Origin of the sequence: Kitasatospora paranensis (assembly GCF_039544005.1) — a bacterium.
Lineage (GTDB): Bacteria > Actinomycetota > Actinomycetes > Streptomycetales > Streptomycetaceae > Kitasatospora > Kitasatospora paranensis.
Genome location: NZ_BAABKV010000001.1, coordinates 4803404 through 4817894, shown reverse-complemented (window position 1 = coordinate 4817894; position 14491 = coordinate 4803404). Strand labels below are relative to the sequence as shown.

The window sequence follows — 14491 nt, the reverse complement described above, 5'->3', positions numbered from 1 at the left end:
CAGGTCATCAGCCCTGCACAACACCCGCCACGAACGTGCGTTCCATGCCGCGAATCGCCCCGGGATCACCCCGGGACCGCCACCCGGGCTCCAGCGCACGGACACCGTCGCGCGCCGGCACCGGACAGCTCCACCGCCCCGGGTTCCGGGGCCGGTGCGGCCGCCCTGGCGTGTCGGCGGGGCGGACGGATGCGGCAGGTGCACCGTCGGTGTCATGACGACGACCGCACAGCGCCCGCCCGCCGCGCCGGCCCGGGGGATGGCGTGGATCCCCGGCGGCACCTTCCCGATGGGCTCCGCGGACTTCTACCCGGAGGAACGGCCGGTGCGGACGGTCTCGGTGGACGGGTTCTGGATGGACGAGTCCCCGGTCACCGTGGCCGCCTTCCGGCGCTTCGTGAAGGCGACCGGCCACGTCACCGTGGCGGAGCGCCCGCTCGACCCGGCCGACTACCCGGACGCGGACCCGGACGCCCTCGTGCCCGGGGCCCTGGTCTTCCGGATGACCTCCGGCCCGGTGGACCTGGACGACTGGCACCGGTGGTGGAGCTACCTGCCGGGGGCGTCCTGGCGCCACCCGCACGGCCCGGGCAGCACCCTGCACGGGCGCGAACGCCACCCGGTCACCCAGGTCGCCCACGAGGACGCCCGCGCCTACGCGGCCTGGGCCGGCAAGGACCTGCCGACCGAGGCGGAGTGGGAATTCGCCGCCCGGGGCGGTCTCGACTCCGCCGTCTTCCCCTGGGGCGACGACTTCGCACCCAGGGGCCGCCGGATGGCGAACACCTGGCACGGCCGCTTCCCGTGGGAGTACCTGCCCTCCGGGCGGACCGCCCCCGCCCCCGGCACCACCCCGGTCGGCACCTACCCGCCCAACGGCTACGGTCTGCACGACATGGCCGGCAACGTCTGGGAATGGACGGCCGACCACTACGCCGCCCGTCGCCCCGACCCCGCGCCCGGCGCCTGCTGCGCGCCCCGCAACCCCCGCGTGGACACCCCGCAGCCGGCCGGCCCCGGCAGGTCGGCCCCGGAGCGGTTCCCACGCCGGGTGATCAAGGGCGGCTCGCACCTGTGTGCACCGAACTACTGCCTCCGCTACCGCCCCGCGGCCCGGCAGGGACAGAGCGAGGACACCGCCACCTGCCACCTCGGCTTCCGCTGCGTCATCCGCTGACGCCCCCTCACCCGGCCGGCCCACCCGGGCTGCGGGCCCCCGGCCGCGCCGTGAGGATGGCGCCGGAGGTCTGCGCCCGGCACGGTGGCGCAGCCCCGTTCCGGAAGGCAGGTGCGCGGTGGCTGGGACGTTTCGCGGTGTGGTGAACCTGGACGTGCGGGACTCGGTGCCGGACTGGTCCGCATACGAGCAGCCGAAGGCGCCCGAGGGGGCGCCGAACGTGGTGTACGTCGTCCTGGACGACGTCGGCTTCGGCGCGATGAGCTGCTACGGCGGCCCGATCGAGACCCCGAACATCGACCGGCTCGCCGAACAGGGCCTGCGCTACTCGCAGTGGCACACCACCGCGCTGTGCTCCCCGACCCGTTCCGCGCTGCTGACCGGACGCAACCACACCACCAACGGCATGGCGTGCATCAGCGAGGCCGCGATCGGCTTCCCGAACGCCAACAGCCACATCCCGCCCGAGTGCGCGACCCTCGCCGAGGTCCTGGTCGAGCGCGGCTGGAGCACCGCGATCACCGGCAAGTGGCACCTGTGCCCGGAGGACGAGATGAACCTCGCCTCCACCCGTCGCAGCTGGCCGCTCGGCCGGGGCTTCGAACGCTTCTACGGCTTCCTCGGCGCCGAGACCAGCCAGTGGTACCCGGACCTCGTCCACGACAACCACCCCGTCGAACAGCCCGCCACCCCCGCGGAGGGCTACCACTTCGGCGTCGACATCACCGACAAGGCCATCCAGTACTTCGACGACGTCAAGGCCATCGCCCCCGAACGGCCGGTCTTCCTCTACTACGCGCCGGGCTGCGCCCACGCCCCGCACCAGGCGCCGAAGGAGTGGATCGACCGCTACCGGGGGCGCTTCGACGCGGGCTACGAGGCGATGCGCGAGGAGATCCTGGCCCGGCAGAAGGAGCTCGGCCTCGTCCCGGCCAACACCGAACTGCCGGCGCTGAACCCGATCGGCACCCCGGAGACCCGCACCGGCCCGGGCGGCGAGCCGTTCCCCGCCCTGGACTTCACCCGTCCGTGGGCAGAGCTGAGCGCGGACGAGCGGCGGCTGTTCGCGCGGATGGCCGAGGCGTACGCCGGGTTCCTCTCGCACTGCGACGACCAGGTCGGCCGGCTCATGGCCTACCTGGAGGACATCGACCAGCTCGACAACACGATCTTCGTCGTGGTGTCCGACAACGGCGCGTCCGGCGAGGGCGGCCCGAACGGCTCGGTCAACGAGAACAAGTTCTTCAACAACGTCGCCGACGACATCGACGACAACATGGCCATGATCGACAAGATCGGCGGCATCGAGACGTACGGCCACTACCCCAACGGCTGGGCGATGGCCTTCAACGCGCCGTTCAAGATGTGGAAGCGGTACTCCTTCAACGGCGGCACCTGCGACCCGTGCATCGTGTCCTGGCCGGCCGGCATCGCCTCCCGGGGCGAGGTGCGCTCCCAGTACCACCACGCCATCGACATCGTCCCCACCGTCCTGGACTGCATCGGTGTGGAGATGCCCGGGAGCGTCCGCGGGCACGTCCAGGTCCCGCTGCAGGGCGTCAGCATGCGCTACTCCTTCGACGCACCCACCGTGCCGTCCGCCCGCACGACGCAGTTCTACTCGATGCTCGGCACCCGAGGCATCTGGCACCAGGGCTGGAAGGCCGTCACCACCCACCCGGCGATCAGCGGCTGGAGCAACTACGGCCAGGACACCTGGGAGCTGTACCACACCGACGAGGACCGCTCCGAAATCCGCGACCTCGCCCAGCAGGAACCGCAGCGACTCACCGAACTGATCGGCCTGTGGTTCTACGAGGCCGGTGTCAACCAGGCCCTGCCCCTGGACGACCGCTCCGCACTGGAGATCCTCTCCACGCCGCGCCCGCAGCTCACCCCGCCCCGCAACCGCTACACCTACCGGCCGGGCGGCTCCGAGGTTCCCGAGGCGGTCGCCGTCAACATCCGCAACCGCTCCTACGCCATCGGCGCGCTCGTCGACGTCCCCGGCCGCGAGGCGTCCGGCGTACTGTTCGCCCACGGCGGCCGCTTCGGCGGGCACGCCCTGTTCGTCCGGGACAACCGCCTGCACTACGTCTACAACTTCCTCGGCACCGACCACCAGCTGATCACCGCCGGCGAGGAGCTCCCGGTCGGCGAGAAGCTCATCCTCGCCGCGGCCTTCGACAAGGACGGCGAGGTCACACCCGGCGTCGCCACCGGCATCCTCAGCCTCTACCACGGGGACCACAAGGTCGGCGAGGGCCGCATCAAGACCCAGCCCGGCCGGTTCACCCTCGCCGGCGAAGGCCTCAACATCGGCCGCGACAGCGGCGAGGCCGTCACCGACCACTACCCCGGCACCGCCCCCTGGGCCTTCACCGGCGCCACCCTCCACCGCGTCGCCGTCGACGTCAGCGGCGAACCGTACATCGACCTGGAGACCGAGGCGCAGGCCATGCTCGCCCGCGAGTAGCCCCCACGGATCGAGCCCTCCCCGGTGACCGGGGAGGGCTCGACGCGCGTCCGCGGGCGGGATCCGCCGACGGAAGCCCGGATCGGCTCAGGCCGAGCGCCGGCATCACGCCCACTGCTGGTGATGAGAAACGATTCGGACCCTCACCGGCAGGAGGGGACTTCAGCAGGGGAGCCCGTCCGCCTCGATGACCACGGCCGCCTCGGCTGCTTCCCGGAAGGTGACGACCGCCTCGCCGTTCTCCCGCGCCCATGCGGTGAGCATCCTGATGGGCTCCTCCAGGGTTCGCCCCAGATCGGTCAGGCAGTACTCCACGCGCGGCGGCGCCTCCGCGTACGCGTGCCGCTCGACGAGCCCGTTGGCCTGGAGCCGGCGCAGCGTCTGGGTCAGCACCTTGCGCGAGATGCCACCGCTCAGCTCGACCAACTCGCCGTGTCGCAACGGGCCATCGGTCAGCGCGAAGAGCGTGACCATGGACCACTTGCTGGCGATGATCTCCATGGCCAGGAGAGCGGGGCAGTCGGCGAGGAAGGCGACTCCGGGTCGCAGGCTCATGCCCCGAAGGTTACCTGGAGGTACCTAACGGCCGCCTATCGTCGTCCAGGTGCGCACGCCGCCCTGCTCACGTCTCGCATGATTGAGGTCTCAGCCATGTTCGTCCCCCTTGCCGTGGTCACCGTGATCGTGTCGGCGCTTCTCCTGATATCGGCCGGAGCCAAGTCTCTGCGGACGCGCCACATCACCGAGCAGATGTCCACTCTCGGAGTGCCGCAGAGCATGATGGCGTTCCTGATCGGCGCTCAGATCGCGGGCGCGGCGGGTGCGATCGCCGGACTCTGGTGGGGACCTGTCGGCATCGCCGCCGCGATCGGTCTGACGCTCTATTTCGCCGGGGCGGTCGCCTTCCACCTGCGCGTCGGCGACCACAAGGGCGCGTCCCCGGCAGCGGTCCTCACCGTGGCCTCCGTCGCCCTGATCGTGCTGCACACTGCCACCCTCTGATCCGCTGTGCGCCACACGCTCGAACTCGCCCTCGTTCCCGACGCCGAGGAATTCCCGCCATCGACGTGCGGGGATCGCCCAGCGCCTCCCTGTCGTGGGCTGCCCCGTCCCGGCGGCTACGGTCGCCGGCATGAGCGACTCCGAACACAGCGAGGCGGTAGCGCAGCCCCGGACCACCGCCGGTGTGCTGTTCTTTGACGACACCGGCCGGGTGCTCCTGGTGAAGCCCACGTACAAGCCTGGCTGGGAGATCCCCGGCGGCTACGTGCACCCCGGCGAGACGCCGAGCGAGGCAGCCGCCCGGGAGGTCCGGGAGGAACTCGGCGTCACCCCGCCGATCGGCCGCCTTCTGGCCGCCGACTGGGCCCCGCACCCGACCGAGGGCGACAAGCTGCTCTTCGTCTTCGACGGCGGCACGCTCTCGCCCGAGTGGCTCGCCGAGATCAACCTCGACGGCGTGGAGATCGACGCGTACGCGTTCCACGAGATCGACCGGGTGGACGCCCACCTCATCCCACGCATGGCCCGCCGCGTCCACGCTGCCTGTGCTGCTCGCGCAACCGCCGGAATCGCATACCTGGAGCACGGGGCGCCGCTCACTTGACGATCGAGGCGGAGCCGTCCGCCTTGGTGGTCGTGCCCATCGGTCCAGCGAAGCTGCCGTACTTCCGGTCAACGAGACGAGCCCTCCCCTGGCAGTCAGGAGAGGGCTCGACGCGTGTCTGCGGAAGGTACCCGCAGATCAGAAGTACCGGATCAGTTCAGACCGAGGGCCGGCATCAGGTAGTAGAAGGCGAACACCGCGGACACGGCGTACAGCGCCACCGGCACCGAGCGGCCGCGGCCGACGGCCAGGCGCAGGATGCAGAACATGATGAAGCCCATGCCGATGCCGTTGGTGATCGAGTACGTGAACGGCATCAGGATGATCGTCAGGAACGCCGGGATCGCGATGGTGTAGTCGGACCAGTCGATCTCCGTGATGGAGTTCGCCAGGATCAGGAAGCCGACGGTGACCAGGGCCGGGGTGGCCGCCTGGGCGGGGACCATGGTGGCCAGCGGGGAGAGGAACAGCGCCACCAGGAAGAGCGCACCGGTCACGATCGAGGCGAAGCCCGTCCGGGCGCCCTCGCCGACGCCCGCGGTGGACTCGACGTAGCAGGTGTTGGCGGAGCACGAGGCGGCGCCGCCGGCCACGGTGGCGATGCCGTCGACCATGAGGATCTTGTTGATGCCGGGCAGGTCGCCCTTCGCGTCGAGCAGGTGCGCCTCGTCGGCGACGCCGAGGATGGTGCCCATCGCGTCGAAGAAGCAGGACATCAGCACGGTGAAGGTGAACAGCACGCCGGTGAGGATGCCGACGTGGTGGAAGCCGCCGAACAGGCTCACGTGACCGATGAGGCCGAAGTCGGGTGCGGCGACCGGGTTGCCCGGCCAGGTCGGCACGGTCAGGCCCCAGGCCTGGCCGCCGAGGCCGGCGAGCTGCTCGATGAGCAGGGCGACCGCGGTGGAGACCACGATGCTGATCAGGATCGCGCCGGGGACCTTGCGCACCAGCAGCACCAGGGTGAGGACCAGCCCGAGCACGAAGACCAGCACCGGCCAGCCCAGCAGGTGGCCGCTGCCGCCGAGCTGCAGCGGGACGGTGGTGTGCGCGGCGTCCGGGATCCGGCTGACGAAGCCGGAGTCGACCAGGCCGATCAGCGCGATGAACAGGCCGATGCCGATCGCGATGGCCTTGCGCAGGCCGAGCGGAACGGCGTTCATGACCCGCTCGCGCAGGCCGGAGGCGACCAGCAGCATGATCGCGATGCCGGCCAGCACCACCATGCCCATGGCCTCGGGCCAGGTCATCCTGGGCGCCAGCTGGAGGGCGACGATGCTGTTCACGCCGAGGCCGGCGGCGAGCGCGATCGGGACGTTGCCGATCACACCCATCAGCAGGGTGGTGATGCCCGCGGTGAGCGCGGTCGCGGTGACCAGCTGGCCGCTGTTCAGGTGCGCGCCGTTCATGTCCGTGGCGTTGGCCAGGATGATCGGGTTCAGCACCAGGATGTAGGCCATGGTGAAGAAGGTGGCGACACCGCCGCGGATCTCACGGGGCAGCGTCGAGCCGCGCTCGGATATCCGGAAGAAGCGGTCGAGTGCTCCGGCGGGGGCTTCGGAGCGGAGGGCGCGTCGGACACGGAGGTCGACCGGGCCTGGGGAGACATGCGCAGGTCCTCGTCGGGTGGGGGCGGAGGAGGAGGGACCTGGGCATCACTGGCCGGGTCCGCCGGCGACGGGGGAAGGCGGGGTGACCCGCCGGTAGCCAGCCGGAATCCCCAGTATGGGTTTTCGCTCGTGCACACGCCATCTTCGCGCGTAGAGCCGACCCCTTACCTGCAGACGGAGGACAATCGCCCTCAGACGGGGGCCTCGCGCCGCGCCCGCCCGACTCCCCTGCCGGTGCCGCCGCCCGCCGCCGTACCCTAGGGCCATGCCGAAGACACCCCTGCGCCCCTCGCCCCCACCCCTGGAGGCGAACGACGTCGCCATCGTCGGCGGCGGCACGGTGCTGTGGTTCGTCGCCTTCCTGGTGCTGCTGCCGTTCTGGGGCACCCTCTCCGACCACGGCCACGGCGACTGGCCGTGGATCTGCCTCTCCGGCGGCCTGCTCGGCCTGATCGGCCTCTGGTACTGCCGGGCCCGCCGGGACGCGATCCGCCGCGCCCGCGCCGCGGAGGCCGCCGCTGCCGACCCGAGCGGCGAGACGGGCGGCGCCGCCACCCGTCTGGACTGATCCGTCCGAACCGGGACAGCACGGGGCAAACCGCCCCCATAGAGTCGTGCCATGACGCATCCCGCGGAGGGCACGGCCGAGACCGGGCGACCCGGTGCTCCCGCGAGGCCCGGCGGGCTGACCGCCGCCGAGGTGGCCGACCGGGTCGCGCGCGGCCAGGTGAACGACGTCCCCGTCCGCTCCAGCCGCTCCGTACGGGAGATCGTCCGGGCCAACGTCCTCACCCGCTTCAACGCGATCATCGGCGTCATGTTCGCGATCATCCTGGTGGTCGGGCCCCTCCAGGACGGACTCTTCGGCCTGGTGATCGTCGCCAACACCGCGATCGGCATCGTCCAGGAACTCCGGGCCAAGCGGACGCTGGACAGCCTCGCCCTGGTCGGCGAGGCCCGCCCCCGGGTCCGCCGGGACGGCGCCGAGACCACCGTCGCCACCGCGGGCATCGTGCTCGACGACACCGTGCTGCTGGCCCTGGGCGACAAGGTCGTCGTGGACGGCGCGGTGACCACCGCCGACGGCCTGGAGATCGACGAGTCGCTGCTCACCGGCGAACCCGACCCCGTCCTCAAACGGCCCGGCGACCCGGTCATGTCGGGCAGCTTCGTGGTCGCCGGCGCCGGCGCCTTCACCGCCACCCGGGTCGGCCGCGAGGCGTACGCGGCGCAGCTCGCCGAGGAGGCCAGCCGCTTCACCCTCGTCCGTTCGGAGCTGCGCAGCGGCATCGACGCCATCCTCAAGTTCATCACCTGGCTGCTGGTGCCGACCGCGCTCGGCCTGATCATCAGCCAGCTGGCGGTGGAGCGGCACAACTGGCAGGAGGCGGTGCGCCGGATGGTGGCGGGCATCGTGCCGATGGTGCCGGAGGGCCTGGTGCTGCTGACCTCGGTGGCGTTCGCGATCGGCGTGGTGCGCCTGGGCCGCCGGCAGTGCCTGGTGCAGGAGCTGCCGGCGATCGAGGGGCTGGCCCGGGTGGACACCGTCTGCCTGGACAAGACCGGCACGCTGACCGAGGGCGGCATGGACCTGCGCGAGCTGCGGCCGCTGGCCGACGGCGGCGGGCCGTTCGGGGAACGTGCGGACCTGGCGGAGGCGCTCGCGGCGATGGGCGCGGTGGACGTGCGGCCGAACCCGTCCATGCAGGCGGTGATCGACGCGGTCGGCGCACCGCCCGACAACCGCTGGCGGGTGGTGGACTCACTGCCGTTCTCCTCGGCCCGCAAGTGGAGCGGGGTGTGGTTCCAGGAGCCGCAGGGCGGCGCGGCAGCCTGGCTGCTCGGGGCGCCGGACGTGCTGCTGCCGGCCGGGCACCCGGAGCTGGGCGAGGTGGACGCGCTGGGCGCGCAGGGGCTGCGGGTGCTGCTGCTGGGCCGCTCGCCGCGGCCGCTGGACGACCCGGGCGTCGCCGAGGGCCTGCAGCCGCTGGCGCTCTTGGTGCTCCAGCAGCGGGTGCGGGCGGATGCCGCCGACACGCTGCGCTACTTCGAGGACCAGCAGGTGCGGGCCAAGGTGATCTCCGGCGACTCGGCGGTGGCGGTGGGCGCGGTCGCCGCCCACCTCGGGCTGCCGGGCGCCGAGCAGCCGGTGGACGCCCGGACGCTGCCCGCCGCTGGCTCGGACGGGCTGGCCGAGATCGCCGACCGCACCTCCGTCTTCGGCCGGGTCACCCCGCAGCAGAAGCGCGAGCTGGTCGGGGCACTGCAGTCGTGCGGGCACACCGTGGCGATGACCGGCGACGGCGTCAACGACGTGCTGGCACTCAAGGACGCCGACATCGGCGTGGCGATGGGCACCGGCAGCGACGCCACCCGGGCGGTGGCGCAGATCGTGCTGCTGGACGACTCGTTCGCCACGCTGCCCTCGGTGGTGGCGGAGGGACGACGGGTGATCGGGAACATCGAACGGGTGGCCAACCTCTTCCTGGTGAAGACGGTCTACTCGGTGCTGCTGGCCCTGCTGGTGGTCTTCACGCACGTGCCGTACCCGTTCCTGCCGCGGCACTCGACGGTGCTGTCGACGCTGACGATCGGCGTCCCGGCGTTCTTCCTGGCGCTGGCGCCGAACAGCGAGCGGGCCCGCACCGGGTTCGTGCGGCGGGTGCTGCGGCTGGCGGTGCCCGGCGGGGTGATCGCCGGGACGGCGACCTTCACCTCGTACATGCTGGCGCGGGCGGACACCGCGACCGATCTGGAGGCGGACACCAGCGTGGCGACGCTGACGCTGTTCCTGGTGGCGCTGTGGGTGCTGGCGATCGTGGCGCGGCCGTACACCTGGTGGCGGCTGCTGCTGATCGGGGCGATGGGCGGGGCGTTCGCGCTGGTGCTGACGGTGCCCTGGCTGTCGGACTTCTTCCAGCTCCAGCTGGTCGGCGTCCGCGGTCCGCTGACCGGCGTGCTGATCGCGCTGGTCGCCGGGGTGCTGCTGGAGGTGGTCTGGCGGGTGATCGTGCTGCGGACGGACCAGGAGCCGGCGGCGGGCGGGCGGCCCGGAGCCACCCGCCCGCGCGCCGGTCAGCCCTCGTAGTCGCGGGCGTTCAGCAGCTCGTAGGCGCGGTCGGGCTCGGCGAGCGCGGCGAGGACCTCGAACCGGCGGTGCCACTGGCCCACCGACCAGGCGAGGCCGGCCGCGAGGCCCTCCGGGGTGGCGGCGTGCAGCAGGCCGGGCACCGGCGGGATCTCGAACTCGTCGTCGAGGTCGCCGCTCTCGGCCTCCTCCGGGTCGTACGGCAGCTCCGGGGCGTCGGCGGCCGCGTCCCAGCGCCAGTCGACGTGCGCCTCGCCGCCGTCGGGGCCGACGACCAGCAGCTCCTCGTGCTCCTCGTAGACGGCGGGGCAGCCGGGCAGCAGCTCGCGGACGACCGCCGGGACGCGGTGCACGGCACCCTCGGACAGCACCCGGCCGCCGGCCACCTCGCTGGCCAGCGACACGTGCAGCCGCTCGGCGAGGGCGGCGGCCAGCTCCGGGGCGACCGGCAGCACCGGGTGGTCGTGCAGCAGCGCGACCAGGTCCGGCGCATCCGCGACGACGGCCGCGGACGCGTCGACCACCACCGTGGTGTCGGGACGGCGGCCGGTCTCCGGGTCGAGCGGGGCCAGCGCCCGGACGACGTCCAGCGGCTCGACCCGCTCGGCGGCCAGCGCGGCGAGCTGGGTGTGGATGCCGTGCAGCTGGCGGTGGGTCACCTCGGAGGCGTCGTCGACCAGGCGGTCGAGCAGCTCCTCCGGGCCGTGCGGCTCGGCGAGCAGCGCCGCCAGCGTGGTGCGCACCCCGAGCGCGTGCAGGAACTGCTCGTCGAGGGTGGTGCGGGCCTCGTCGTAGAGGCCGCGCAGCAGCGGGTCGGCGCCGGCCGCGCGCAGGCCGGCCGGCTCCCGGCCGTCCAGCACCGGGTGGTCGCGCAGCCACCAGGAGGTGTACGGCGGCAGGTCGACGTAGCGGCCGTCCGGCAGCAGGGTGCGGACGGGGTTGACCACGGCGTCGCGGTAGGGCGGGCGGGCGAGGACGGCGAGCGCCTCGGGCCAGGCCCGGTTGTCGACCAGGTCGAGGTCGCGCACGGCCAGCAGCTCGGCGGCGACCGGCGGGACGCCGAGTTCGCCGCTGTCGTCGGCGTGCAGCAGCTCCAGCGTGTCCTCGCACCAGTCGGCCAGGCCGTCGGGGGCCTCGTCGATCAGGCCGGTCGGGGCGCCGCCGGCGGCCCGGTCGGCGGGGACGGTCGGATCGAGCCGCTCCAGGTCGTCCGGGTCGAGCACCACGTCCTCGGCGCGGACCAGCACGAAGCCGGCCAGCGCGCCGGCCGCGGCCAGCACGTCCGGGCCCCAGCGCTCCAGCAGGTCCTCGTCGACGTACGCGGCGTCGCCCTCGCGGGCGAGGGCGGCCAGCGGGCTGTCGGGGAGGATCAGCTCGCCGGCCCGGCTGAGCTCGCCCTCGTCGTCGGGCAGGGCCAGCCGGGCCAGCCACGGGTGGTCGCCGGGGCCCGCCTCGGCGGCCCTGACCAGGGCGAGCACGGCGTCGGCGAGGTCCACGGCGGCGTCGAAGTCGTCCTCGCCGAGCTCCAGCGAGCGGGCGACCGCGGCGCGCACCTCGGGGGTGTCGAGGATCCCGGCCGGGGTCGCGGTCGCGGCGCCCAGCTTGGCCAGCAGCGGGTGCGCGGCCTCCGGGTGGGCCAGCCGCAGGTCGAGCAGGCCGAGCGCCTCGGCGAGGGAGTCCGGGTAGCCCTCGTAGCCGGCCCAGTCGGCCGGGTCGGAGGGCAGCAGGACGCGGCGGGGCCCGGTGACCGTCCGGCCGTCGGCCAGCGGCACCGGCAGCGCGCCGAGCGCCTCCGGGTCGGCGCCGACCAGCGCCGCGTACAGGTTGCGCCACCAGGCGGGCTCGCGCTCCAGGCCGCCGAGCTGGTCGACGACCTCGGCGAGCGGCACCCGGCGGACATCGAGGGCGCGCAGTTCGGGCCGCCGCTCCAGCCCGGCCGGCAGCAGGCCGGGGAAGATCGGGGCGAGCGCGGCGACCACCGAGGTGTCGGCGCCCTCCAGCAGGGTGGCGTCGCGGGGGCGCAGCGCCGGGGTGCCCTCCTCGACCGGGCCGGGGTGCGGGAGGAACGGCGTGCCGGGCAGGCGGCCGAGGATCGCCGTCCGCAGCGCGTTGTCGAGGGTGCCGTGGCCGAGCGGGCCGGGGACGAGGATGAGCGAGCCGAGGTCGGCGCCGCGGGCCCGCAACAGGTCGGCGTAGGCGTCGGCGGCGCGCTCGGTGAGGAAGTCGGTGAGCGGGCCCGGGGCGACGTGCCGGCGGGTGGAGTCCAGCGGGTACCCGGCGATCAGCAGGGCGGGCACGCCGAGCGGCTCGTCGCTGGGCGTGGGCGCGTGCACGACGGGGGCGGTGCCGAGGGTCTGCGGCACCCCGGTGTCGGAGACCGGCACGGCCCAGGTCACCGACCAGTACGGGCGGGCGCGTTCCTCGGTGGTGCGGTCGGCGAGGAGCTCCGGGGCGACGGCGCCGGCGGCGGTGACGGTCTGCCAGACGGTCTGCTGCGTGTCGTCGGTGATGGTCACGGTGGTGATGCCGTCGGGGTTCTGGTCGCCGGCGGTGCGGGTCAGGGTCCGGACGCCGTCCGGGGTCTCGACGACGACCTCGGCGAGCCCGGGCAGGGTCAGCAGCAGGGCGTCGTCGATCTCGGCGAGCTGGCGGCGGGTGAGGTCCTGGGCGGCGGCGTCGCGCAGCGGCAGGACGACGACGGTGTCGTAGCCGGTCGGTGCGGCGCCCTCGGCGGGGAAGGGCAGCCGCAGCAGCGGGACGTGGTCCTCGCGACGGCGCAGTTCCTCGGCGAGCCGGGGGCGGTCGGCGGTGAGCGCGAGGGCCTCGGCGAGGGACCAGCGGACGGAGCCGTGGGTGGAGAGCACGGCAGGTTCGTCGGTGACCGCGAGGACGGCGGAGAAGCCGACGCCGAACCGGCCCACGGTGGGGGCGCCGTCGGGGCGCTTGGCGGAGGCGCGCAGGGTGGAGAGCGATTCGACGGCGGCGGCGTCGAGCGGGGCGCCGGTGTTGGCGGCGGCGAGGACGCCGTCCCGCAGGGTGAGGCGCAGCCGGCCGGGGGCGACGCCGGCGCGGGCGGCGGCGTCGGCCGCGTTCTGCGCGAGCTCGACGACCAGCCGGTCGCGGTACCCGCCGAGGGCGAGTTCCTCCTCGGCGTTGGCGTCCTCCCGGAAGCGGGCGGGGGCGGCCGTCCAGGCGTCCAGGACCCGGTGGCGCAGCCCGGCCGTGTCGAAGACGTCCGCCGCCTGCCCGTCCGTACCGCCGATGATCCGAGGCTCCACTGGCCCTGCCGCCTTCCGTCGCGCTGCCGTGCGTACGGCCGCATTCTCCTCCGCCGGCGGCGGACGCCACGCCGTGGGCCGGCCGCCGGGGCGGCGGGCCGGCCGGTCAGGAGTGGCCGAGCTCCTCGGTGGGGGCGTCGGGCTCGACGGAGCCGCCGGTGCGGTCGGGGTGGAGCTGGAGCGGCTCGACGACGGTCTCGTCGAGGATCAGTTCGGAGGGGGTGGGCGGAGCGGGCAGCACGGCGGCCTCGGAGTGTCCGCCGCAGCCGTAGCCGAACGCGACGACCTGGCCGTCGGCGGGGCCGAACTCGTTGCCGCAGACGCCGAACGCCTGGCCGAGCGAGCCGCCGATCGGGATCAGGAAGCCGCAGGTGTCGCAGCAGGCGGGAGCGGACTGCGCCATGGGCGTCTGCGGGCCGTAGGCGGACTCCCAGCGCTCCGCGGCAAGGTGCAGGCCGAGCCGGGAGAGCACCCGCGGGCGGGCCATGCCGAGCTCCACGGCGATGGCGCCGATCTCCGCGCGGGCCGGGGCGGGCTGGATGTGCGGGTCGGTGAGCACGAGCTCCTCCTCCGCGGCCTCGACGAGGGCGGAGTTGGGGGCGGGCTCGTCCTCGCCGCTCCAGCCGGGCTCCAGGCGGAGGTCGTCGGCGCCGGTCGGCAGGAGGTCGCCGGGGCCCATGTCGCCGGGGCGCAGCCGCTCGCTCCAGGGCACCCACTGCGGGGCGAGGACGGCGTCCTCGCCGGGCAGCAGGACGGCCTCGTCCAGGGTGACGTTCTTGGCGCGGGGGGCCCGGGCGACGGTGACCGCCCAGTGCCAGCCGCGGTAGGCGGCGTCGAGGCACTCGAAGGAGTGGGTGACGACCCGGTCCGCGTCGGCGCGGACGCCGAGGTGGGCGCCGACGGTCTCCGGCCCGACCATCTCGACGGCGGCCTGGCGGGCGAGTTCGACTGCCTCGGCACAGAGCCGGTCGGGGGTACGGCTTCGCATCGCAGCGCTCACGGCGTCGATTCTCTCCCAGTCGTGTTGTCCAGCGATCGGCCCGCGGCGGCCTCGGCCGCTCCGGCGAGTCGGGTCTCGTGCGGTGGCGCTTCCATTCTGCGCGACCGGAAGGTGTCCGGGCACCGGCCGCGCCGCCCCTGGCGCCGCGAGCGCGTAGTGCAGGCTACCCGTCGGTCGGCACCGGGGCACAGCCCGGGGCGACGTGTCCCGGCGCCGCACGCCCCGCCACGGCCGGGTCCGACGGCCGGTAACGGTC

At 73.8% G+C, this 14491-nt stretch carries 10 protein-coding genes; 6 read left to right on the top strand and 4 right to left on the bottom strand.

All coding sequences use genetic code 11. The features are described 5' to 3' along the window. The first annotated feature begins 214 nt into the window (after nt 1–214). Together ABEB13_RS23255 and ABEB13_RS23250 are read left to right on the top strand one after the other, a co-directional pair. Nucleotides 215–1177 (top strand): formylglycine-generating enzyme family protein, encoded by a 963-nt coding sequence (locus ABEB13_RS23255; protein WP_345707044.1) that lies wholly within the window; start codon nt 215–217, stop codon nt 1175–1177. A 139-nt stretch (nt 1178–1316) separates the two neighbouring features. Continuing rightward, nucleotides 1317–3653, top strand: coding sequence for an arylsulfatase (locus ABEB13_RS23250; protein ID WP_345707043.1), 2337 nt, complete (start codon nt 1317–1319; stop codon nt 3651–3653). A 162-nt stretch (nt 3654–3815) separates the two neighbouring features. Here ABEB13_RS23250 and ABEB13_RS23245 read toward each other — a convergent pair whose 3' ends face one another. Further along, on the bottom strand, nt 3816–4208 hold the full coding sequence (locus tag ABEB13_RS23245; protein WP_345707042.1) for a winged helix-turn-helix transcriptional regulator: 393 nt from the start codon (nt 4206–4208) through the stop codon (nt 3816–3818). A gap of 96 nt (nt 4209–4304) precedes the next feature. Here ABEB13_RS23245 and ABEB13_RS23240 point away from each other — a divergent pair, with 96 nt between their 5' ends. Then, a complete protein-coding gene (locus tag ABEB13_RS23240; RefSeq protein ID WP_345707041.1) occupies nt 4305–4655 on the top strand; it encodes a DoxX family protein in 351 nt (116 codons plus the stop codon). Nucleotides 4656–4785: 130 nt separating this feature from the next. Further along, nucleotides 4786–5259 (top strand): NUDIX domain-containing protein, encoded by a 474-nt coding sequence (locus ABEB13_RS23235; protein WP_345707040.1) that lies wholly within the window; start codon nt 4786–4788, stop codon nt 5257–5259. 152 nt (nt 5260–5411) lie between these two features. On the opposite strand, the gene ABEB13_RS23230 is transcribed toward ABEB13_RS23235, so the two are convergent. After that, on the bottom strand, nt 5412–6782 hold the full coding sequence (locus ABEB13_RS23230; RefSeq protein ID WP_345709787.1) for an NCS2 family permease: 1371 nt from the start codon (nt 6780–6782) through the stop codon (nt 5412–5414). A gap of 352 nt (nt 6783–7134) precedes the next feature. Here ABEB13_RS23230 and ABEB13_RS23225 point away from each other — a divergent pair, with 352 nt between their 5' ends. Then, nucleotides 7135–7437: a DUF2530 domain-containing protein gene (locus tag ABEB13_RS23225; protein ID WP_345707039.1), complete on the top strand. Its 303-nt coding sequence runs from the start codon at nt 7135–7137 to the stop codon at nt 7435–7437. Nucleotides 7438–7488: 51 nt separating this feature from the next. Beyond that, on the top strand, nt 7489–9957 hold the full coding sequence (locus tag ABEB13_RS23220) for an HAD-IC family P-type ATPase (RefSeq protein ID WP_345707038.1): 2469 nt from the start codon (nt 7489–7491) through the stop codon (nt 9955–9957). On the opposite strand, the gene ABEB13_RS23215 is transcribed toward ABEB13_RS23220, so the two are convergent. Both ABEB13_RS23215 and ABEB13_RS23210 read right to left on the bottom strand, forming a co-directional pair. Continuing rightward, entirely contained in the window at nt 9945–13235 is a 3291-nt protein-coding gene (locus tag ABEB13_RS23215; protein WP_345707037.1) for a sacsin N-terminal ATP-binding-like domain-containing protein, read from the bottom strand. The two genes, ABEB13_RS23220 and ABEB13_RS23215, sit on opposite strands and share 13 nt — an antisense overlap. 106 nt (nt 13236–13341) lie before the next feature. After that, nucleotides 13342–14223, bottom strand: coding sequence for a DUF3027 domain-containing protein (locus ABEB13_RS23210; protein ID WP_345709786.1), 882 nt, complete (start codon nt 14221–14223; stop codon nt 13342–13344). Nucleotides 14224–14491: the final 268 nt, after the last annotated feature.